The sequence below is a fragment of the Micromonospora sp. WMMD710 genome, from assembly GCF_029626045.1.
Classification (GTDB): Bacteria; Actinomycetota; Actinomycetes; order Mycobacteriales; family Micromonosporaceae; genus Micromonospora.
The window spans coordinates 3,034,005-3,054,342 of the sequence record NZ_JARUBD010000001.1 but is presented as its reverse complement, the minus strand read 5'-3'; the positions used below and the strand labels follow the sequence as shown (position 1 = coordinate 3,054,342).

Annotated in this window: 19 protein-coding genes; 12 read left to right on the top strand and 7 right to left on the bottom strand. The window is 73.6% G+C overall.

Annotated features, from left to right (window positions below; translation table 11 throughout):
- The first annotated feature begins 158 nt into the window (after positions 1 to 158).
- The 4 genes from O7620_RS13985 to O7620_RS13970 all read left to right on the top strand — a co-directional run bounded on the left by O7620_RS13985 (position 159) and on the right by O7620_RS13970 (position 3,838).
- Entirely contained in the window at positions 159 to 854 is a 696-nt protein-coding gene (locus O7620_RS13985) for an SDR family oxidoreductase (RefSeq protein WP_278123356.1), read from the top strand.
- Positions 851 to 2,482: an MFS transporter gene (locus O7620_RS13980; protein WP_347403764.1), complete on the top strand. Its 1,632-nt coding sequence runs from the start codon at positions 851 to 853 to the stop codon at positions 2,480 to 2,482. The genes O7620_RS13985 and O7620_RS13980 overlap by 4 nt, the downstream gene beginning before the upstream one ends.
- A gap of 151 nt (positions 2,483 to 2,633) precedes the next feature.
- The gene (locus O7620_RS13975) at positions 2,634 to 3,008 is read left to right on the top strand and encodes a hypothetical protein (RefSeq protein WP_225854199.1); all 375 of its coding nucleotides are present in this window, start codon (positions 2,634 to 2,636) and stop codon (positions 3,006 to 3,008) included.
- A gap of 62 nt (positions 3,009 to 3,070) precedes the next feature.
- Positions 3,071 to 3,838, top strand: coding sequence for a TetR/AcrR family transcriptional regulator (locus O7620_RS13970; RefSeq protein WP_278123354.1), 768 nt, complete (start codon positions 3,071 to 3,073; stop codon positions 3,836 to 3,838).
- A 17-nt stretch (positions 3,839 to 3,855) separates the two neighbouring features.
- Here the strand turns inward: O7620_RS13970 and O7620_RS13965 are convergent, their stop codons facing one another.
- Positions 3,856 to 4,698 carry a helix-turn-helix transcriptional regulator gene (locus tag O7620_RS13965; protein WP_278123353.1) on the bottom strand — a complete coding sequence of 281 codons (843 nt, stop codon included), beginning with the start codon at positions 4,696 to 4,698 and terminating at the stop codon, positions 3,856 to 3,858.
- Between the two features lie 132 nt (positions 4,699 to 4,830).
- Between O7620_RS13965 and O7620_RS13960 the strand changes: the two genes are divergently transcribed.
- The 3 genes from O7620_RS13960 to O7620_RS13950 all read left to right on the top strand — a co-directional run bounded on the left by O7620_RS13960 (position 4,831) and on the right by O7620_RS13950 (position 9,138).
- Positions 4,831 to 5,751 carry an SDR family NAD(P)-dependent oxidoreductase gene (locus O7620_RS13960; RefSeq protein WP_278123352.1) on the top strand — a complete coding sequence of 307 codons (921 nt, stop codon included), beginning with the start codon at positions 4,831 to 4,833 and terminating at the stop codon, positions 5,749 to 5,751.
- Between the two features lie 102 nt (positions 5,752 to 5,853).
- The gene (locus O7620_RS13955; protein ID WP_278123351.1) at positions 5,854 to 7,056 is read left to right on the top strand and encodes a low temperature requirement protein A; all 1,203 of its coding nucleotides are present in this window, start codon (positions 5,854 to 5,856) and stop codon (positions 7,054 to 7,056) included.
- 9 nt (positions 7,057 to 7,065) lie between these two features.
- A complete protein-coding gene (locus tag O7620_RS13950) occupies positions 7,066 to 9,138 on the top strand; it encodes a hypothetical protein (RefSeq protein WP_278123350.1) in 2,073 nt (690 codons plus the stop codon).
- A 24-nt stretch (positions 9,139 to 9,162) separates the two neighbouring features.
- Here the strand turns inward: O7620_RS13950 and O7620_RS13945 are convergent, their stop codons facing one another.
- From O7620_RS13945 to O7620_RS13935, 3 genes are all read right to left on the bottom strand, one after another.
- The gene (locus O7620_RS13945) at positions 9,163 to 9,558 is read right to left on the bottom strand and encodes a hypothetical protein (RefSeq protein WP_278123349.1); all 396 of its coding nucleotides are present in this window, start codon (positions 9,556 to 9,558) and stop codon (positions 9,163 to 9,165) included.
- Complete coding sequence (locus O7620_RS13940; RefSeq protein WP_278123348.1) at positions 9,555 to 10,004, bottom strand: hypothetical protein; 450 nt, start codon at positions 10,002 to 10,004, stop codon at positions 9,555 to 9,557. Before O7620_RS13940 ends, O7620_RS13945 begins: the two co-directional genes overlap by 4 nt.
- Before the next feature lie 369 nt (positions 10,005 to 10,373).
- On the bottom strand, positions 10,374 to 11,252 hold the full coding sequence (locus O7620_RS13935; protein WP_278123347.1) for an alpha/beta fold hydrolase: 879 nt from the start codon (positions 11,250 to 11,252) through the stop codon (positions 10,374 to 10,376).
- A gap of 136 nt (positions 11,253 to 11,388) precedes the next feature.
- Between O7620_RS13935 and O7620_RS13930 the strand changes: the two genes are divergently transcribed.
- Positions 11,389 to 14,772: a BTAD domain-containing putative transcriptional regulator gene (locus tag O7620_RS13930; protein ID WP_278123346.1), complete on the top strand. Its 3,384-nt coding sequence runs from the start codon at positions 11,389 to 11,391 to the stop codon at positions 14,770 to 14,772.
- Here the strand turns inward: O7620_RS13930 and O7620_RS13925 are convergent.
- A complete protein-coding gene (locus O7620_RS13925; RefSeq protein ID WP_278123345.1) occupies positions 14,738 to 14,995 on the bottom strand; it encodes a hypothetical protein in 258 nt (85 codons plus the stop codon). The genes O7620_RS13930 and O7620_RS13925 overlap by 35 nt on opposite strands.
- Positions 14,996 to 15,217: 222 nt before the next feature.
- Between O7620_RS13925 and O7620_RS13920 the strand changes: the two genes are divergently transcribed.
- The 4 genes from O7620_RS13920 to O7620_RS13905 all read left to right on the top strand — a co-directional run bounded on the left by O7620_RS13920 (position 15,218) and on the right by O7620_RS13905 (position 18,788).
- Positions 15,218 to 15,403: a hypothetical protein gene (locus tag O7620_RS13920; RefSeq protein WP_278123344.1), complete on the top strand. Its 186-nt coding sequence runs from the start codon at positions 15,218 to 15,220 to the stop codon at positions 15,401 to 15,403.
- A 208-nt stretch (positions 15,404 to 15,611) separates the two neighbouring features.
- Positions 15,612 to 17,186 carry a Na+/H+ antiporter gene (locus O7620_RS13915; protein WP_278123343.1) on the top strand — a complete coding sequence of 525 codons (1,575 nt, stop codon included), beginning with the start codon at positions 15,612 to 15,614 and terminating at the stop codon, positions 17,184 to 17,186.
- A gap of 35 nt (positions 17,187 to 17,221) precedes the next feature.
- Positions 17,222 to 17,380, top strand: coding sequence for a hypothetical protein (locus tag O7620_RS13910; RefSeq protein WP_278123342.1), 159 nt, complete (start codon positions 17,222 to 17,224; stop codon positions 17,378 to 17,380).
- A gap of 112 nt (positions 17,381 to 17,492) precedes the next feature.
- A complete protein-coding gene (locus tag O7620_RS13905; protein WP_278123341.1) occupies positions 17,493 to 18,788 on the top strand; it encodes a hypothetical protein in 1,296 nt (431 codons plus the stop codon).
- A 10-nt stretch (positions 18,789 to 18,798) separates the two neighbouring features.
- Here O7620_RS13905 and O7620_RS13900 read toward each other — a convergent pair whose 3' ends face one another.
- Complete coding sequence (locus tag O7620_RS13900) at positions 18,799 to 19,530, bottom strand: amino acid ABC transporter ATP-binding protein (protein ID WP_151488780.1); 732 nt, start codon at positions 19,528 to 19,530, stop codon at positions 18,799 to 18,801.
- Complete coding sequence (locus O7620_RS13895) at positions 19,527 to 20,309, bottom strand: amino acid ABC transporter permease (RefSeq protein WP_151488779.1); 783 nt, start codon at positions 20,307 to 20,309, stop codon at positions 19,527 to 19,529. Before O7620_RS13895 ends, O7620_RS13900 begins: the two co-directional genes overlap by 4 nt.
- Positions 20,310 to 20,338 lie beyond the last annotated feature (29 nt).

Below are 20,338 nucleotides of genomic sequence, written 5' to 3'. Positions count from 1 at the left end.
CAGACGCTAATCGCGGACGACCGGCCACCCCAGCCGTCCAGATCCACTCTTGGGGTAGGCCCAGCACTACCGGCCCAACAGGTGTGGAGGGCACGTAAACGGGAACGACGCGCCATCACGCGTCCGGCGTGAGGTGTGCTCGCGGCGGCGGGAGAGACATGGGTGCCAGAACCTTCGTGGTGGTCGGCGGTACCAGCGGGCTCGGCCTCGCGGTGGCCCGGCTGCTGGTGGACGAGCACCGGGTGGTGGTCTTCGGCAACGTGCCGGCCGAGGTCGCCGCGACGACCGACCAGCTGGGCTGTGACGGGGCGGTCTGCGACATTTCCTCGTACGAGCAGGTCCGCGACGGGTTCGCCGAGGTGGTGGGACGCCACGGCACGATCGACGGGGTGGCGGCCTGCGCGTCGATGTGGGCGGGCGGCGACCTGATGGACCTCCCGGTGGAGCACATCCGGCGGGCCGTGGAGATCAACGTTCTGGGCGTCACGTACCTGCTGCGGGAAGCGCTGGAGCAGATGCACCGGCAGGGCCACGGCAACGTCGTGTACATCGGCGCGATGGCGCTGGCCGCGCCCCGGCCGGGCATCCCGTTGTACCGGGCCACCAAGAGCTACGGCAGCAGCCTCGTCGACTCGGTGGCCGAGGCCCAGCACAGCAACCAGGTCAAGGTGATGCAGCTGCATCCCGGGCCGATGCCGACCCGCCTGCAGGAACGGGTCGGCGCCGAATTCCTCGACGAGGTGTACGCCCTGCCGGAGCAGGTCGCCACCGAGGTCGTCCGGCTGCTGCTGCTCGAACCCGACGACCTCTACGTCTCCGGCGAGCGCGTGCTGCGCGCGGACGGGCGGTGGTGACGGCCGCAGCCGGACCCGCCGACCGTCCGGCCTCCGCCTGGGCACCGCTGCGGACCGCGGTCTACCGCAACCTGTGGCTGGCCCTGCTCGCCGCCAACATCGGCACCTGGATGCAGACGGTCGGCGCGCAGTGGCTGCTGATCCACCATTCCAACGCCTCCACGCTGGTCGCGCTGGTCCAGACCGCCAGTCTGCTGCCGGTGCTGCTGCTGGCGCTGCCCGCCGGGGTGCTCGCCGACAGTTTCGACCGCCGGCACCTGCTGATCGCCGTGCAGCTGTTCCTGGTGGCGGTGGCGGTCGCGTTGACGCTGCTCACCCTGACCAACCGGATGCCGCCGGCGCTGCTGCTCACCCTCACCTTCGCGTTCGGCGTCGGTCAGGCGCTCACCCTGCCGGCCTGGGCGGCGGTGATCCCGGAGCTGGTGCCCCAGGAGCAGCTCCGGTCGGCCTCGGCACTCGGTTCGATCAGCGTGAACGTGGCCCGTGCCGTCGGGCCGGCGGTGGCCGGTGTGCTGATCGCCCGTACCGGTGTCGCCCCGGTCTTCGCGCTCAACGCCGTCGCGTTCGGGATCTTCACGTACGCGCTGTGGCGTTGGCGGCCCGCCAACGCCCGCGCGGTCGACGTGCCCGAACGGTTCACCGCCGCGCTGCGCGCCGGTTCCCGCTACGTCCGGCACTCGCCGACCGTGCGTCGGTTGCTGCGCCGGGCGCTGGTCTTCGTGATCCCGGCCAGCGCGCTGTGGGCACTGCTGCCACTGGTGGCGAATCGCCGGCTGGGGCTGGGTTCCGGCGGGTACGGGCTGCTGCTGGCCGCCCTCGGGGTGGGGGCCATCGCGGGTGGCGTGCTGCTGGCCGTGATCCGTACCCGGCTGTCGGCCAACCAGCTCCTGCTGGCCGCCGGCGCGGTGTTCACCGTCGCGCTGACCGTGGTCGGCACCGTGCGGGCGGTGCCGCTGGTGCTCCTCGCGCTGCTGCCCGCCGGGATGGCCTGGGTGACCGTGCTGGCCAACGTCAACGCCGAGATGCAGCTCTTCCTCCCGACCTGGGTACGCGCCCGGGGTCTGGCCGTCTACCAGGTGTGCTTCGCCGGTGGGCAGGCCGTCGGCGCCCTGCTGTGGGGTCTGGCGGCCGACATGGCCGGGCTGGTCCTCGCGTACCTCGCGGCGGCCGGGGTGATGCTGATCGGCACCGTGACGAGCCGGATCTGGCCGCTGCCGGACCTGCGGTCGGTGAACCGGGAACCGGCCGCCTACTGGCCGCAACTGCACCTGGCGCACGAACCGGACCCGGGGGTGGGGCCGGTGCTGGTGACGGTGCAGTACACCGTCCGACCGGAGCGCACACAGTCGTTCCTGGCGGCCATGGACCTGGTCCGCGGCGCCCGTCAGCGGACCGGCGCGATGCGCTGGGGCCTGTTCCGCCCGGCCGAGACCACGGACCGGTTCGTCGAGGTGTACCTGGTGCCGTCCTGGGACGAGCACCTGCGCCAGCACGGCGGCCGGCTCACCGGCGAGGACCGCGCCGCCGAGGAACGGGCCCGGGAGTGCACCGACGGCGAACCCGAGGTGCGGCACCTGGTGCCCGCTGCCGCCGGCCCGGCGCTGTCCGACGACCGCGAGGGGCTCTGACCCCACCCGGGTGCGTGAACGTGGCGTCACAATCGCGTCGATCGGCGTAGTGGACGCGTGAAAACCCTCGCCGGAGCCGGCGTCCCCGCGTTGGTATGGCCGTCGGCGGGTCCGAGGTACGGGCCGTCGCCCTCGCCGGAGGCGTGCTGTGGTGGTCGATCGGGAGCAGAGGACCGCGGTGGTCGGGGAGCCGACGCCCACCGGGGTGAGCGTGGCGATCGGATGGGCGGTGATGATCGGCGCCGCGCTGCTCGCGGGCGTGCTCTTCGCCCCGGCGGAGTTGCCGGCCCGGACGCTGGTCATGTCCGTCGCCGCCGGGGCGTACGCGGCGGTGGTGGCCGATCTGCGGGCGGTCGCCGCGGTGACGGGGCTGGGCATGGCCACCTTCGTCGGCTTCCTCGCGCACCGCTTCGGTGACCTGACCGCCGGCACGGACGCCTGGTCGTACGCCGTGGTGATCGCCTTCGCGGCCACGCTCGGGGCCGGTTACCGCTGGCTGCGGTCGCTCGCCCCGCCGACCGAGTGACCGGGGGGCCCGGCCGGCGCGCGGCGTACGTCGTACGCCCGCGTTGGTAGGATGGCCGCACCATGGCGAGTGAGCGCAAGGCGACCGCGGACCCGGCCCGCAGCCTGGCCATCCTGTGGCGCACCCGGGAGCCGACCAGCCGCAGTGCCGGGCAGGGGCTCAGCGTCGAGCGGATCGTCCGCGCCGCGATCGACGTCGCTGACGCCGAGGGCCTCGACGCGCTGACCATGCGCCGGGTCGGTGAGGCGCTGGGTGTGGGCACGATGTCGGTCTACACCTACGTGCCGGGCAAGGCCGAACTCGTCGACGTCATGATCGACACCGTGTACGGCGAGATGCCGCGTCCCGTCGTCGAGGGGGACTGGCGGGTACGGCTGGAGCGGATCGCCCGCGACAATCTGGCGCTCTACCAGCGTCACCGGTGGATGCTGCGGGCCGAGACGACCCGTCCGGTGCTCGGGCCGCACCTGGTGGCCAAGTACGACTACGAGCTCGGCGCGGTCGCCGACATCGGGCTCACCGACGTCGAGATGGACGCGGTGCTCACCCTCGTCCTCGGGCACGTGAAGAGTTCCGCGCGCGCCGCGTCCGAGGTGGTCGACCTGGAGCGGGAGACCGGCATGACCGACGGCCAGTGGTGGCAGTCGCACGCGCCCTGGCTGGAGACGTTCCTGACGCCCGACAGCTACCCGACCGCCTCCCGGGTCGGCACGGCGGCCGGGCAGCAGCACGGCGCCGCGTACGGGCCGGAGTACGCCTTCGAGTTCGGCCTGCAACGCGTCCTCGACGGGATCTCGGTGGTGGTCGCGGAGCGGGCGACCAGCGGATAGTCGAACGCCGGTCCGCGTCACCGGCCCGATTCCGGTGCCGGGACGGCTGTCCGGCCGGCACCGAGCCGGGCCAGCGAGCGGGCGGACGGGCTTCCCGGTTCGGCGTGGTAGACGACCAGCGACTGGGTCGTGCCGTTGATCGTGAGCTTCTCGTAGCGCAGCTCCAGCTCACCCACCCGGGGGTGGTGGAACACCCGTGTCCCGCCACCGGCGCGGGCGACCACGTCGTGCCGGGCCCACAACCGCCGGAACCGTTCGCTGCCGGCGGACAACTCCTCGACCAGCTCGGTGAGCCGGGGGTCGTCCACCTCGGCCCCGACCTGCGCGCGCAGGCCGGCCACGGCGTTGGCCGCGACCGCCTCCGAGGCCGGGTAGAGCGACGGCACGCTCGGATCCAGGAACACGGCGCGCAGCAGGTTCACCCCGACCGCGTAGATCGGCGCCAGCGCGGTCGCCAGCGGGTTGGCGAAGAGGACGTCCAGGTGCCGGCCGTGCACGAAGGCGGGTTGCTGCGTCCAGGAGCCGACCAACTGTCGGATGCCCACCGGCACGCGTTCCGGCCGTCGCGTCGGACGGCGCGACGACGGCTGCCGGCCGAGGCGGTGCAGGTGCGCCGTGGCCTCCGCGTCGAGCCGCAACGCCCGGGCCAGCGCGTCGAGCACCTGCGTCGACGGGCGCCGGTCCCGCCCCTGCTCCAGCCGCAGGTAGTAGTCGGCGCTGATGCCGGCCAGCAGGGCCAACTCCTCGCGCCGCAGGCCGGGCACCCGCCGACGGCCGTGCGGGGGCAGCCCGACGTCGCCCGGCCCGATCAGCTCGCGCCGGGCACGCAGGTACTCGCCGAGCGGCCCGGCCGTGCTCACCCGCTCATCGTAGGAGCGGCCACCGGCCGCCCATCCTGGTCCTGCCAGTACCAGGAAAACCAGGAACCCGGATATCGGCCGCCACTCGGGCGAGAGTGATTGGCGTAAGCGTGATCGGAAGATGGGACTGAGATGCCTGAGCGAATCGCGACCCCGTTCGGTTTCGCCTCGACCGCCGACGAGGTCCTCGCCGGAGTCGACCTGAGCGGCAAGCGGGCCGTCATCACCGGAGGCGCCGCCGGTATCGGCGTCGAGACCGCCCGTTCGTTGGCCGCCGCCGGTGCCGAGGTGGTGCTCGCGGTACGCCGGATCAGCGCGGGCGAGCAGGCCGCGTCCGACATCGCGGCCGGCATCGGCGCGGACCGGGTCACCGTCCGCGAACTGGACCTGGCCAGCCAGGATTCGGTACGCCGATTCGTCGCCGCCTGGGACCAGCCGCTGCACATCCTGGTGAACAACGCCGGGATCATGGCGCTGCCCGAGCTGGAGCGGACCGCCGAGGGTTGGGAGATGCAGTTCGCCACCAACTTCATGGGGCACTACGCGTTGACCGTCGGCCTGCACGACGCGCTCGCCGCCGCCGGTGGCGCCCGGGTCGTGTCGGTCAGCTCCAGCGGCAACCTCTTCTCCCCGGTGATCTTCGACGACCTGCACTTCGCGTTCCGGCCGTACGACCCGCTGCTGGCGTACGGGCAGTCCAAGAGCGCCGAGGCGTTGCTCGCCGTCGAGGCCACCCGCCGCTGGTCCGGCGAGGGCATCCACGCCAACGCGTTGAACCCAGGCGCCATCGCCACCGGGCTGCAGAAGCACACCGGCGGGCTGCGTACCCCGAAGGAGCGGCAGAAGACCCCGCAGCAGGGTGCCGCCACCTCGGTGCTGCTCGCCGCGTCCCCACTGCTTGCGGGCGTGGGTGGCCGCTACTTCGAGGACTGCGCCGAGGCCCCGGTGGTGACCGAGCGGCCCGCCGACTACAGCGGTGTGGCGGCGTACGCGGTCGATCCCGGCAACGCCGAACGGCTCTGGAGCGTGGCGGCGGACCTGATCGCGGGCTGACAGCGGGCCGCGCGAGCGTGGCCGGGCTCGGCGGAACCCGCCCGGGCCGCGCCGCCCGGATGGTACGACTGGGGCGGCAGGTGACGTCCGGGAAGGGGGGCGATGGCGAACGGGCTCCCCGCACGGCTGCTCCAGCGGCGGGAGAACCCGCGCCGGACATCGTTCCTGGAGCTGTTCTTCGACCTGGCGTTCATCTTCGCGCTGACCCGGCTGTCCCGGGCGCTGCTCGACGACCCCAGCCTCAACGGCGGCTTCCAGGTGCTGGTGATGCTGGCGGCGCTCTGGTGGGTGTGGTTCGTCACCGCCTGGTCGGCGGACTGGTTCGACCCGCGCGCCCCGCTGATCGTCGTACTCCTGCTCTGGGTGATGTTCGGCGGCCTGCTGATGGCCGCGGCCGTGCCCACCGCGTTCGACTCGCACGCCACGGTGTTCGGCATCGCCTACGTGGCCATCCACCTGGGTAGGGGAGCGATCCTGATCCCCGCCCTGCGGGGGCACCCGCTGCAGCTACGGAGCCTGCGGGTGGCGGTCTGGTTCGCGATCTCCGGCGCGCTCTGGGTGGTCGGGGCGTTCGTCGCCCCGGTCCGGGGGGTGCTCTGGGCCCTCGCTCTGCTGCTGGAGTACTCCCTGGCTCGGCTGCGCTGGCCGTTTCCGCGGCTCGGGCGCAGCTCCTGGCCCGACCTTCAGGTGAACGGCGAACACCTCTCCGAGCGCTACCAGCAGATCTTCATCATCGCGCTGGGTGAGCTGATCCTGATCTCCGGCGTCGCCTATGGCGACTCCGGAATGGACCGGGAGAGCACGGCGGCCTTCGCCCTGGCGTTCGTGACCGCGGTGGCCCTCGCCCGGCTCTACCTGGTGCCCGCCGGCTCGCGGCTGGGCGCGGCGATCGTGGCGGCTGGACCGCCCGGCAGCAAGCTGGCGCTCCTGGCCGGCTACCTGCACCTCGTCATGATTGCCGGTGTGCTCGCCACCTCCGTCGCCATGGAGATGACGATCGAGAATCCGGGCGGACGCGACGTCACACAGTTGGCCGTGGGTGTCCTCGGCCCGGCGCTGTTCCTGACCGCCCGGGTCCTGCTCTCGGCGGTGGTGGACGCAAGCCTGCCCTGGGCGCGCCTGGTCGGTGTGCCGGCCATCATCGTGTCCGGACTGGCGACCGAGAGGCTTTCGCAGCTCGCCAACAGCGCCGTCGTCGCCGGGGTGTTGCTGCTGGTCGTCCTGGTCGACGCGATGCCCGGACTGTGGCGGTTCGTTCGGCCGACCGGGGCGAGCGGCGAGCCCGGTCGGTGGCGGCAGGGGTAGCCGTCCCGGATGCCGTCACGGACACCGCGCCACGGCGACCCACCACGACGGCACGACGTGGTGGAGTTGCGGGTGCACGGCGTGTCGGGGGCGCAGCCGGCGGTCGTCCTCGACCGGACACGGGTCCGGCAGGTCGCCGGCGACGACAGCGGTGGCTTCCACCGCCCGGAGGGATCGGACAGCACCGACGCGGACGGGGTGACGCTCGAGGCGTACCGCTGGGGGGATCTGCCCGCCGGCACCGTGGCCCGGACCGTCGCCATGGTCTTCCTGACGCCGTTCATGCTCAGCAACGTGGCGGTGTGGATGCGGCCGGCGGGCCGCCGCAGCGCCACCGGCGTCACCGTGCGGCGGTGTCTCGGCACGGCCCGCTGCCGGGCGCCCTTCGACACGATGGTCGGGCTCGACGGCCGGCACGTCGGGCAGCGGCTGGCCGTACTGGCGCTGGTGCCGATCGCCGCCGTCGCGTTCCTCCGGCTGCTCGGCACCCGCCGCTCCCGTCCGGTCGGCAACCCGCTGTGGGCCGTGGAGCCGCTGGTGGTGCGGCTGCGGGCGATCCACGTCGCCGCCGCTCTCGCCGTACTCGATCTCCTGCTGCTCACGGCCCGTCGCGCCGGCGGCGCGACGTTCTGGACGACGCTGCTGCTGACGCTCAGCGCGGCGGTGCTGCTGGCCTGCGTCGGCCTGCTCGCCGCCCCGGGGCTGATCGACCGGGCGGCGACCGCGCGGGCGGCCACCTGGACCGCCCGCGCGACGGGCGTGGTGGCGGCCGGCCTGAGCGTGGCGACCCTCGTCACCGTGGCGCTGGACCAGGAGGGCTGGCCGTCGTCGACCGGGCTGCCCGGCTACGACGGGGTCGCCGGTGGGGCGCTGCTCGGCCAGATGGCCCTGCTGGTGGCACTCAGCGGGTTGGTGCTGTGGCAGCACGGTCGTGGCGGCAGCCGGTACGTGCTGCCGCAGGGGCTGGCCGCGGCGGTCGTCGCGGCCATCGCGGTCGGCCTGGCCGGCGCGCTCTCCGCCGGCCTGGTCTACCAGACGGGCGACCTGCTCGGCGGTTACCGCGGTGACGGTGGGCCACCCCTGCCGTACCGCTGGACGCTTCTCGCCTTCTTCCTGCACGTGGTCGCGGCGGTGCTGCTGTGCGGCGCGCTGACCCTCCGGTCGCGGCCCCGCCGATGCCGTGCGGCGGCGGCGATCATCGCCCGCGACTTCCCGGCCGCTCCGCCGGAAGCGGCCGGGCGGCTACGGCGGGCGGTGCGGGCCATCACCCGGGCCCGGTTCACCGAGTGGCTGGGCCTGCTGGCCGCCGCGTACGCGGCGCTCGCGCTGATCGGACTGGCCACGAGCCTGCTCGGACTGACCGGGCGCGGACCCGATGAGCCGGTGTGGCAGCTTCTCGGACTGCCGGCCGGCACCCTCGAGATGACGCTCACCGGCGGCACCTACCTCGTCGCCGCGGTGCTCCTCGCACTGCTGTCGGGCGGTGTGTTCGCCTACCGGACGGCGTGGTTCCGCCGGCACGTCGGCATCCTGTGGGACCTGGGCACCTTCTGGCCCCGGGCCGCCCACCCGTTCGCACCCCCGAGCTACGCCGACCGCGCGGTGCCGGAGCTGGCCGACCGGATCACCCACCTGGCCGAGCGGCACGACGGGGTGCTGCTGTCCGGGCACAGCCACGGCTCGGCGTTGCTGGCTCTCGCGGTGCTGCGGCTGCCGCCGCAGGTGCGTGCGCGGGTCGCCCTGCTCACCTACGGGTCACCGGTGGACCGCCTGTACGCCCGACTCTTCCCGGCGTACATCACCGAGGAGGTGCTGCGTCAGGTGGGGGACCGGGTCGGGTGGCGGTGGCTCAACCTGTGGCGCGACACCGATCCGGTCGGCGGCTGGATCTTCTTCGCCCACCGGCCCGGCGATCCGCCGCCGGACGCCGGCGACCCGGCCGGCCAGGTCGACCGGCGGCTACGAGACCCACGGGATCTGTCGTCGCCGGTACGCGGTCACCACCCGGGCGAGTCGGACCCCGAGTTCCGGGCGGCGGTACACGAACTCGTGCAACGGCTCCGTGCGGCGAATGGCGTCTGAGCCGTCGACGGATCCGGGCGACCGTCACCGGTCCTCCGACAGGCGCTCGGAATCCGCGACCACCGCGCGGACCTTGCGCAGGGTGGCGTCGGGGGCGTGCACCGCGGTACGCCAGCGGTCGAGCGTCCGGGTCAGCACCCGGACGACGAACTGCAACTGGTTGACCTGCTCCCGCAGCGTCCCCAGCTCCGATCGGGCGTGCAGCGCCTCGCCCTCCAACTCGGTGATCCGCGTCTGCAGCGGTTGGACCAGGGTCAGGGCGGCCTCGGTCAGGGTGTCGGCGGCGTCGGCCTTGAACTTGCCCCGCTGCGACAGCACGGTGGCGATGGCGGCCAGACCGGTGGTGCCTCCGAGGATGCCGAGCAGGCTGAGCAGCAGCTGTACCCAGTGCGGGGCCTCGGGCGCCGGTGCGGTGATCATGTCACCCCTCCCACGACCCGTCGATGAGTCGCGCACTGGTGGCCCTTGGCCAGGCAGCGCAGGTCGATGGCGATCTGGGCGGCCCGCCAGAAGGACCCGGCCGGCACCGCGGCGATCAGCGACGCGGCGACGACGCCCTGCGGGCCCGCGACCGCCACCAACGCGACCGCGTACATGCCGGTGATGGTGCCGAGCACCAGGACGGACGCGAGTTCGACGCCCAGGCCGGTGGAGAGCTGGCCCGGCCACAGGATGCCGAGCAGCCCGCCGAGACCGACCACGATCAGGGCGACCTCCCAACCGACCTGGATGGGTTCGGGCATCGACATCTGCACCGACGGCGGCCGGACGTCGAGCACGAGCAGCAGGATGCCGCAGATGGGCGTGGTGACCAGCGCGGCCACCTCGAACGGCTGGTACTTGGCCCGGACTCGGATATTAATCACGGCAACTCCCTGGTCGAGGACCGTCGTCCGCCAGCGGCCGATGGGGCCGGTGCCGTGTGGAGAGTCGTGACCGGGTGTGCGGTCCTGCGGCGGAGCCCGTCGGCGGCGTTGCGGGTGATCGGTCGATGGTCGAGGAGGTGACCGACTCGCCGCCGTTGGCATGTCGCTATCTGCCTGTGTATCACCGATGACCGGTTGTCGTCCACCTGGTGTAACGTCACATACCAGCAGGTCAGGGCCTTTGTTGGGCGTTGCGGGGGCGGGCCGCCCGGACGGAGCGCGGCGGCCCGGCCATACCGGATCACCCTGACGACTAGTGTCAGCTTTATTACTCACGGTCATCAGTGGTGTGGCCGGGCCACCGGTCGATCAGCGGGCGAGCAGGGCGCGCAGCGCCCGGACCACCTCGGCCGGTGCCTCCTCGGCCATGAAGTGCCCACAGGTGACCGTCTGGTGCGCCAGGTCCGGAGCCCAGGCCCGCCAGACCCCGGCCGCGTCGTAGCCGAGCGCCGCCCCCCAGTCCTGCTGCAACACCGCGACCGGCATCGTCAGCCGACGGACGGCGGCCCGGTCGGCGGCGTCGTGGGCGACGTCGACCCCGGCGGACGCCCGGTAGTCGGCGACGATCGAGGTGACCGCGTCGCGGGACGCGCGCAGGTACGCGGCCCGCACATCCGCCGGCAGGGCCTCCGGATCACGGGTCCAGACGTCCAGGAAATGACCGAAGAACGCGTCCGGACTGGCACCGATCATCTCCTCGGGCAGGCCGGGCGGCTGCGCCATCAGGTACAGGTGAAAGGCGACCGCGGCGCTGGTGCCGTGCAGCACGTCCCACATGTCCAGGGTGGGCAGCACGTCGAGCAGTGCGAGATGGCTGATCGCCTCCGGATGGTCGAGACCGGCGCGGAACGCGACCAGGGCACCCCGGTCGTGCCCGGCCAGCGCGAACCGTTCGTGGCCGAGCGCCGCGGCCAGCGCCACCACGTCGGCGGCCATGGTCCGCTTCGCGTACGCGGTGCCGTCGCCGTCGACGGGCTTGTCGCTGTCGCCGTAGCCCCGCAGGTCGGGGCAGATGACCGTGTGGTCGGCGGCCAGGTCGGCCGCGACGTGCCGCCACATCAGGTGCGTCTGCGGAAAGCCGTGCAGCAGCACGATCGCCGGTCCGGAACCGCCCACGGCGGCGGTGAGCGTCACACCGTCGGCGACGGTGACGCGCCGGTAGTCGAATCCGTTGATCCTGGGGTCCACGGGGAACCTTCCTGGTGAGCAGGGCCGGCCGGGCGGTAACCCGTCGCCGTCGTACCCGTCGAGCCTGCCCCGTGGTGATCAGCGGACGGTCAGCGTCGAATCAGTGCCGGCCGGCCCACCCGCCTAGATTGGTGCCATGACCAGGCAGCCGGGGGCATCGCTGCCGGTGACCTTCGGCGTGCTCGGGCCGGTGACCGCCGACACCGACGGTGGGCCGGTCCCGCTCCGGGGGCACCGGCAGCGCCTCGTGCTGGCCCGGCTGCTGATCGCCCACGGTCGGGTGGTGCCGGTGGATCGTCTCGTTGACGACCTGTGGGACGTCGCGCCGGACGGCGCGGTGGGCGCGATCCGCACCTTCGTCGCGGACCTGCGGCGGGCACTGGAGCCGGACCGGCCGCCCCGGCAGCCGCCCCGGATCCTGCTCACCGAGGCACCCGGCTACGTGCTGCGGACCGCCCCGGGGGCGGTGGACGCCGATCGGTTCGCGTCGGCCGTCGCCGACACCGGCCCGCTGCTGGCGGCGGGACGTCCCGCCCCGGCCCTGGCCGCACTGGACGCGGCGCTCGGGCTCTGGCGCGGTCCGGCGTACGCCGACTGCGCGAACGAGACGTGGGCCCTCGCGGAGATCAACCGACTCGATGAGCTGCGGATGCTCGCCGTCGAGCGGCGGGCGGAGGCACTGTTGGCGTTGGGTCGCCCGGACGAGGCCGCCACCGACCTGCCGGCCCACCTCGCCGCCCATCCGCTGCGGGAGGACGCCTGGCGGCTGCTCGCGGTGGCCCGCTACCGCGCCGGCCGGCAGGGCGACGCGCTGGCCGCGCTGCGCGAGGCCCGGGAGGCCCTGGTGACCGAGTTGGGGGTGGACCCGGGGCCCGAGCTGCGGCGGCTGGAGGCCGACATCCTGGCCCAGGCGCCCCACCTCAGCCCGCCCGTCGCCGTGGCCGAGCCTCGACCCGTTGCGGCCGACGCTCGGCCCGTCGCGGCCGAGCCTCGACCCGTCGCGGCCGACGCTCGGGCCGCCGCGTCGGCGCGAAAGCGGCCGTTCGTCGGCCGGGACGCGGAGCTGAACCGGCTGCGGCGGGCCGCCGACACCGCAGCCGATCGCCGGCAGCCCGCGCTCGCCCTGCTCAGCGGCGACCCGGGCGCCGGCAAGACCGCGCTGGCCGAGACGCTGACGCGGCGGCTGGCCGCCGAGGGCTGGGTCACGGCGTGGGGACGCAGCCCGGAGTACGAGGGCGCCCCGGCGGCCTGGCCCTGGACGCAGGTCACCGAGGCGCTGACCGGGCCGGCTGGCGCCTCGGCCGACCCGGAGGCCGCCGACGGGTCCGACGACCCCACGCGCGCGCGGTTCCGCCGGCACCGGGCGGTCGCCTCGCTGATCTCCTCGGTCGCCGAGCGAGCGCCGGTGCTGCTCGTCCTCGACGACCTGCACCGCGCCGACGGCGACACCCTGAACCTGATGACCGCCCTGCTCACCGGCCCGCGACCGACCAGCGGGCCGGTCCTGATCCTCGGCACCTACCGGGCCACCGAGATCAGCCCCGCGCTGACCGCCGCCCTGGCCCGGGCCGCCGCGCTGGAACCGGTCCGGGAGTATCTCGCCGGTCTCCCGGCACCGGCGACCGGTGCGCTGGCCGCCGCCGTCGCCGGGATGGAGCTGGACATGGCCACCGCGCAGCTGATCCACCACCGCAGCGGCGGCAACCCCTTTTTCGTACGCGAGCTGGCCCAGTTGTACGCGGGCGAGGGCGAGGCCGCGCTGGCGGCGGTGCCGCCCGGGGTGCGCGACGTGATCCGGCATCGGTTGGCGCAGCTGCCCGAGTCGACCCGGACCGTGCTGCGGCAGGCGGCCGTGCTCGGTCGGGACCTCGACCCGCAGGTGCTCAGCGCGCTGGCGGACGACCCGTCGACCGTGTTGGACGCCGTGGACCGGGCCCTGCACGCCGGCTTCCTCACCGAGCGGGAAACCGACGGGCGACTGCGCTTCACCCACATCCTGGTCCGCGACACGCTCTACGCCGACCTGTCCGCGCCGCGCCGTGCCGCCTGGCACGCGGGCGTCGCCGAGGTGCTGCGACAGCGGGATCCCGTCGAACCCGCCGCGCTCGCCCACCACCTGCTGCTCGCCGGCGGGCCGGTCGCCGCCGGTCGCGCCGCGGCGTACGCCCGAACGGCCGCCGAGCAGGCCGAACGGAGTGGTAACCCGCACCAGGCGGCCCGCCTGTGGGAGCAGACGATCGACGCGTACGACCGTGCCGGTGGGGTCGCGCCGCGCGAGCGGTTGACCGCGCTGCTGGGTCTGGGACGCGCGTTGGCGGTGACGGGCCGGCTGGCCGAGGCGCGGCGGCGACGGGCCGAGACGATCGCCGCCGCGGAGTCCGTCGGCGATCCCCGCCTGATCGGCGAGGTGCTGGCCGGCTTCGACGTGCCGGCGATCTGGACGCGCAACGACGACGACGTGCTCTCGGGGCGGATCGTGGCAGCCGCCGAGCACGCCCTGACCGCCCTCGGCTCGACCGGCTCGGCGCAGCGCAGCCGGCTGCTGAGCACCCTCGCGTTGGAGCTGCGCGGCACCACCACCGACCGGGGCCGCCGTGCGGCGGACGAGGCCGAGGCGATCGCCCGAACCGTGGGCGACCCCGGGCTGCTGGCCTTCGCGCTGAACGGCCGCTTCATGCACGCCTTCCACCGCGTCGGTCTGGCCGCCGAGCGGGCCCGGATCGGCGCCGAGCTGGTCGACCTGGCCGCCCGGCACCAGCTGGTGACCTTCGAGGTGCTGGGCCACCTCATCGGGGTCCAGGCCGCCTGCGCGCTGGCCGACCGGGTCGGCGCCGACGCGCACGCCCGTGCCGCCGACCGCCTCGCCGACCGGTACGAGCTGCCGTTGGTCGGCGTCTTCACCCGGTGGTACGCGGCGCTACGGCTGGCGTTGGACGGCGAGCCGGCCGCGGCGGCCGACGCCTACCGGGCGGCTGCCGACCGGCTGCCCGGCGACGGCATGCCGGGCCTGACCCGGGGGCTGCTCCCGCTCGCCCTGCTCGGCCTGCGCCTGACCGACGCCGCGAGCGAGGGCCCGCCGGCAGGTGACGCCCGGCCGGTCCCCGTGCGGCGGGCGATTCCCGGCCCGGACGACGAGGACTGGGCGCGGCTGGACTGGGGACCGCACGAACCCTGGATCCGGCCCCTGCTGCTCGCTGCCGGCGACGATCGCAGTGCCGCCCGGGCGGCGTTGCGGGCACTGCCGGACGGGCCGCACGACCTGCTGCGGGAGGTGCGGTTGTGCCTCACCGCTCGGGCGGCGCTGGCCATCGGCGACCGGCCCACGATGGAGCGCGTCGCCGCCGCGCTCCGCCCGGCCGCCGGCGAACTGGCTGCCGGCAGCGGAGTGGTCACCGTTGGCCCGGTGGCGGCGCACCTCGCCGATCTGGCCGCCGCGCTGGGCCGCGACGAGGAAGCCGCCGGGCACCGCCGTGCCGCCCGCGCGCTCACCGCCCGCGTCCGCGCCGACGACCCAACCTGACCGCTGTCGGTTCCGGGGCGACGCGCACCCCGCCGTTGATCACGTACAGCTCCCGCTTGGCCGTGGCCATCCCGCGCGCGTCGAGGACGTACCCCGTGATCCACACCCACCCGTTGTAGGGATCCACCGCGCCTATGGAACCCACCCGCAACAGCAGCGCCCGGTGCCCCGTGAACTGCACCGAGCAGTCCGGGCCGATGAACACGACGTCTCCGACCTTCACGGCACCCAGCCGAACGTGCAGACGTTGCGCCACCTAACCCACGACCACACCGGCCGATGACGGCGAGCCAAGGTCAGGGCAGCGGCGAGTAGATACTCCGCATAGGTAACCCGACGTGTCATTCGTCAATGCCATCACAGGGGTTGTACACGTGCAACCCCCTTATGGGTTGCCTCACCCTAAACTGTCTGGTGCAATCACTATGGGCCATAGCGTTGACTCGTGGAGCTGCTGGGGTTGGATGAGATCCGTGATTTGCTTGGCGGGATCAGCAAGCAGCGCGCCACGATCATCGTTGGCCGCAAGGGCTTCCCCGACCCTCTCGCCACGTTGAAGATGGGCCGCGTCTGGGATGGCAAACCCGTGCGGGCTTGGATCGCCAAGAACCGCCCCGACCTGGCGGACTGACCGGGCGGGACGTAGCCCCCCGGCTGCGGACCCAACAGGCATCCGGGCAATCTCGACGCCCTGCCCCCGCGACGGCCCCTTCCACACACGCCCCCCCGCGCTCGGGCCACCCGGCGACTTGCCGGTTTCCCTCGGAACGGTCCGCCGGTTGCGGTCAGATGGAACCACCGACGCGTCGGCCGTCGGCCGGGGATCGAGGGGGTACGCCGTGGAGGTGCTCGTCCTGATCGTGGTGCTGGGCGGCACCGTCCTGGTCGGCACCACGCTCGGCGGCCGGTACCGGGTCGCGCCGCCGGTGCTGCTCATCTCCTTCGGGGTGCTGCTCGGGTTGGCGCCGCCGCTGTCCGCGCTGACCCTGGAACCGGACCTGGTGCTGCTGATCTTCCTGCCGGCGATCCTGTACCGGGAGAGCCTCACCATCAGCCTGCGCGAGATCCGGGCCAACCTGCCGGTGATCGGGCTGCTCGCCGTGGTGCTGGTGGTGCTCACCATGGTGACGGTGTCGTTCACCGCGCAGGCGTTCGGGGTGAATCCCGCCGCCGCCTGGGTGCTCGGCGCGGTCCTCGCGCCGACCGACGCCGCCGCGGTCACCGGTCTGGCCAAACGACTGCCCCGCAAGCTGCTCACCACCCTGCACGCGGAGAGCCTGATCAACGACGGCACCGCCCTCGTGGTCTTCGCGGTGACCGTGGGTCTGCTCACCCAGAGCGCGAGGCCCGGGGCGCTCGGCATCGGCGAGGAGTTCGTCGGGGCCAGTGTCGGCGGCGTGATCGCCGGTCTGCTGGTCGGCGTCGTCGTGGTGCTCATCCGCAAGCGGCTCGACGATCCGCTGCGCGAGGGGGCGCTCAGTGTGCTGACACCGTTCGGCGCCTTCCTGCTCGCCGAATCGGTGCACGCGAGCGGAGTGCTGGCGGTCGTGGTCGCCGGCCTGATGCTGGCCTACGCCGGCCCGCGGGTGATCCGCGCCCGGTCCCGGGTGCTGGCGTACGCGTTCTGGGACCTGTCCACGTTCCTCATCAACGGCGGGCTGTTCGTCCTGCTCGGCACCCAGATACCGCGCGCGGTGCGGGGCATCACCAGCACCTCGCCGCGGCGGGCTCTGCTGATCGTGCTGGTGGTCACGCTGGTCGTCCTCAGCACCCGCCTGGCCTTCGTCTACCTGACGTCGCAGGTGGCGAGGCTGCGGCGGCACCGCATCATGGACCCGAGCCAGGGCCCGCCCAACTGGCGGGTGGGAATCGTGGCCGGCTGGTCCGGATTCCGAGGCGCGGTGTCGCTCGCCGCCGCGCTGGCCGTGCCGACGATGACGGTCGCCGGTCGACCGGTGGTCGAACGCGACCTCATCATCTTCGTCACCGCACTCGTGATCGTGTTGATCATGATCCTTCAGGGCACCACCCTGCCGCTGGTGGTGCGCTGGGCCGGGTTGGCCGGCGACCCCGAACGCGTCGACGAGGCCCGGCAGGCCCGCCTGCGCGCCACCCAGGTGGGGTTGGCCGCGGTGCCGCACGTGGCCGCCGAGGTCGGTGCCGGAGAGGAGTCGGTACGCCGGCTGCAGGCCGAATACCAGCGGCACCTGGAGGACGTCAACGAGACCGGCGGCCGCACCGCCGAGGAACGCCGGTTGGAACGCAAACTGCGCCTCGGTGTCCTCGCCCACAAACGGCGGGAGGTCACCCGCCTTCGCGACAACCGCGAGATCGACGACCTCGTGCTCCTGGAGTTGCAGGCCGCTCTGGACAACGAGGAGATCCGGCTGCTGGGACGCGGACCCAGCGACTGACCGGATGCCGGCGGCACCGCCGGGTCGATCTCACGATGTCCGGGCCGTCCGCCGGACGGACCCGGTGGCTCGTCACCGAGCACCTGCTGCGCGGTGGTGTGGTGCTGGCCACCGACGTGCTGCGCAACACCCGCGCGATCCGGGGCAGCTGGCTGAGCACCTGGCAGGAGGTACGGCCCCGGCCGGGTGCCTGACGGATTGGTGACAGCGGCCGGCGCGGGTAGGGACGCTCAGGCGTCGCCCCGGCGGGTACGGTGGGGGACAGTTCGGCGCCGGTCGATGCGTACGGTCCGCGAGGGGGTGCCCATGACCACCGGGGCGAGCGAGGCCGACCCGCGGGTGGTGACCGAACGGGAGTTCCTCGACGAGCTGACCTCGGTCACCCGTGCGCGTACCGCGACGGAGTTCCTGTACCTGATGGCGCAGGGCGACGGCGTCATCGGCGTCCAGTGGGAGCAGCCCGGCGTCGACCATCCGCGCCGCTACCGCGTACGCGACTCCTGCCCGCACTGCGTGGTCCTCGAGGCGGTGCTGGCGCTCGCGCCGGTGCTCCCGCTGGACGTCATGCGCGCCGGGCGTGCCCGCCCGCAGTACGAGACGGTGCTGCGGACCGGCCGACTGCCTCATCTGGCGTTCGCCCGACGGGCGGGCTCGGCGGGGGAGAGCTGGCTCGGTGACTGCCACGCCGTCGACGGTGACCCGCACACCGATGCCGACTGCGCGCGGCACGCGGTGCCCGCACCCACGGGCGACCTGCTGGATCTGCGCCCCGGAGCACTGCCCCGGGCGCTGCGCGAGTTGTACCCGCACGACGCCGCCGCGACGGCGGACCTGCGGCAGCGGCTGCGCATCGCCCGGGACTGGCGGGCCGACGCGCAGGCCGTGGCGAGCGGGGTCCGTGAGGCGGCGGCGACGTGGGCGTTCCTGCGCACGTCCTGCGTCTTGGGCGTGCCGGTGCCCGGCGCCGGTGGTCTCGTCCTCACCGTCGCTCCGGATCGGGCCGCGGACGACCGGCCGCTGACCGAGCTGCACGCCGCGGCGGTGCGGTCGCTGCCCACCGGCGGTCCGCTGGCCTACGCGCAACGGGCGTGCCTGGTGCCGGAGCTGGGCGCGGGCTCGCAGCGGATGCCGTCGTACGCCGGGGCGGTGGACCTGGTCGGCGCGGCGCCGGTGCGGACGCTACGGCTGCCGGCGCCGCGCCGCCCGTTGAGCGCCACCGGCCGGGGCGTGCTGCTGCTGTACGAGGCGCGGCACGCGATGGGCCGGCACGTCGCGGCCGCACCGGAGCGCGACAGCGCCTACTGGGAGTCCGAGGCGGCGTTGCACGTCTTCGAGTTCACCCTGCTGGAACGGGTCGCCGGTCGGCACTACCAGGACGCGGTGGCCGCCTACGTGCAGGCGCTGCGCCGGGAGGGTGACCTGCTGGCGCGTCCGCACAAGGTGCTCGACCGGCGGCGACGCAAGGCCCTGTCGACGGCGTTCGGCGGGCTGGACGACGAGGAACTGCACCTGTGGGCGTCGGTCGCCTACCGCAACGCCATCCTCGTGCTGCTCGGCGATCCGACGGCGTTCGCCGCGCACCTGCGCCGCCAGGCCGGCTGAGCCGCCGCGCTCAGAGCACCTGCGCGAGGAACCGACGCAACCGGGGATGCTCGGCCCGCTCAAAGATCGCCTCGGGCGGGCCGGCCTCCAGGACCACACCCCGGTCCATGAAGGCCACGGTGTCGGCGACCCGCCGGGCGAACCCCATCTCGTGGGTCACCACCACCATGGTCATCCCGGCGGCGGACAGGTCGGCCATCACCGCGAGCACCCCCTTGACCAGCTCGGGGTCGAGCGCCGAGGTGGCCTCGTCGAAGAGCATCACCTCGGGCTTCAGCGCCAACGCACGGGCGATCGCCACGCGCTGCTGCTGGCCGCCGGAGAGCTGGGCCGGCCGGGAGTTCGCCTTGCCGGCCAGCCCCACCAGCTCCAACTGGGCGCGGGCGAGGGCGTCCGCCTCGTCCTCGCCGAGCTTGCGCAGCCGGCGCAGCGCCAGGGTGACGTTGCGCAGCACGGTCATGTGCGGAAACAGGTTGAACTGCTGGAACACCATGCCGATCCGCTGCCGCAGCGCGTCCGGGTCGTCGCCCAGCACGCTGCGCCCGTCCAGCAGCACGTCGCCGCGATCGGGCTCGATCAGGCGGTTGAGGGTACGCAGCAGAGTGGACTTGCCCGACCCGGACGGCCCGATCACGCAGGCCGTCGCACCGCGCCGCACGGTGAGGTCGACGCCGCGCAGCACCCGGTTCGGCCCGAAGGCGAGGTGTACGTCCCGAGCCTCCAGGCTGACGGAGGTGGTCATCGCCGGTCTCCTTCCGGGGCGCCGGCCAGCGCCGGGTCGGTGTCGTCCTCGTCCTCGTCGGCGGGCGCGGTGGCCGGCCGGCCGTGGCGCAGCCGCCCGTCGATCCAGTTGACGACGTGCGTCAGCGGCACGGTCAGGGCCAGGTAGAAGAGCCCGGCCAGCAGCAGCGCGGACTCGTTGCCGGTGGTGGCCGCGTAGTCCTGCCCGATCCGGAACAGCTCCCGCTGGCTGGCCACCAGGCCGAGGAAGTAGACCAGGCTGGAGTCCTTGATCAATGCGATGAGCTGGTTCACCCAGGCCGGCAGCACCCGCCGGACACCCTGCGGGATGATCACCAGCCGCATCGCGTCGGACCAGGAGAAACCGAGGGCGCGGGCACCCTCCAGTTGCGCGGCCTCCACCGACTGGATGCCGGAGCGGAAGATCTCCCCGATGTACGCGGCCGCGATCAACGACAGCGCCAGGATGCCCAGCGGGTACGGGTCCGGCCCCCAGACCTGCATGCCCAGCGGTGCCAGCCCGACGCCGATCAGCAGGATCGTCGCCGCGGCCGGCAGGCCCCGGAACACGTCGGTGTAGACCCGGGCCGGCCAGCGCAGCCACCGGCTGCGGGAGATGCCGGCGACGGCCAGCAGCAGGCCCAGCACCGAGCCGAGCAGGGCGGCGGAGACCGCCAGGATCAGCGTGTTCGGCAACCCGACGGTCAGCATCTCGGGCAGCGCCTCACGCATGGCGTCGACGTCGAAGAACGTCTCCCACAGGGTGCTCAACGGATCCATCGGTCGCCTCTCCTACCGCCCCGCTCGCT

Coding starts and splice junctions, on each gene's coding strand:
- O7620_RS13985 (WP_278123356.1), top strand. CDS start 159: ATGGGTGCCAGAACCTTCGTGGTGGTCGGCGGTACCAGCGGGCTCGGC.
- O7620_RS13970 (WP_278123354.1), top strand. CDS start 3,071: ATGGCGAGTGAGCGCAAGGCGACCGCGGACCCGGCCCGCAGCCTGGCC.
- O7620_RS13960 (WP_278123352.1), top strand. CDS start 4,831: ATGCCTGAGCGAATCGCGACCCCGTTCGGTTTCGCCTCGACCGCCGAC.
- O7620_RS13955 (WP_278123351.1), top strand. CDS start 5,854: ATGGCGAACGGGCTCCCCGCACGGCTGCTCCAGCGGCGGGAGAACCCG.
- O7620_RS13950 (WP_278123350.1), top strand. CDS start 7,066: ATGCCGTCACGGACACCGCGCCACGGCGACCCACCACGACGGCACGAC.
- O7620_RS13945 (WP_278123349.1), bottom strand. CDS start 9,558: ATGATCACCGCACCGGCGCCCGAGGCCCCGCACTGGGTACAGCTGCTG.
- O7620_RS13930 (WP_278123346.1), top strand. CDS start 11,389: ATGACCAGGCAGCCGGGGGCATCGCTGCCGGTGACCTTCGGCGTGCTC.
- O7620_RS13910 (WP_278123342.1), top strand. CDS start 17,222: ATGTCCGGGCCGTCCGCCGGACGGACCCGGTGGCTCGTCACCGAGCAC.
- O7620_RS13905 (WP_278123341.1), top strand. CDS start 17,493: ATGACCACCGGGGCGAGCGAGGCCGACCCGCGGGTGGTGACCGAACGG.
- O7620_RS13900 (WP_151488780.1), bottom strand. CDS start 19,530: ATGACCACCTCCGTCAGCCTGGAGGCTCGGGACGTACACCTCGCCTTC.
- O7620_RS13895 (WP_151488779.1), bottom strand. CDS start 20,309: ATGGATCCGTTGAGCACCCTGTGGGAGACGTTCTTCGACGTCGACGCC.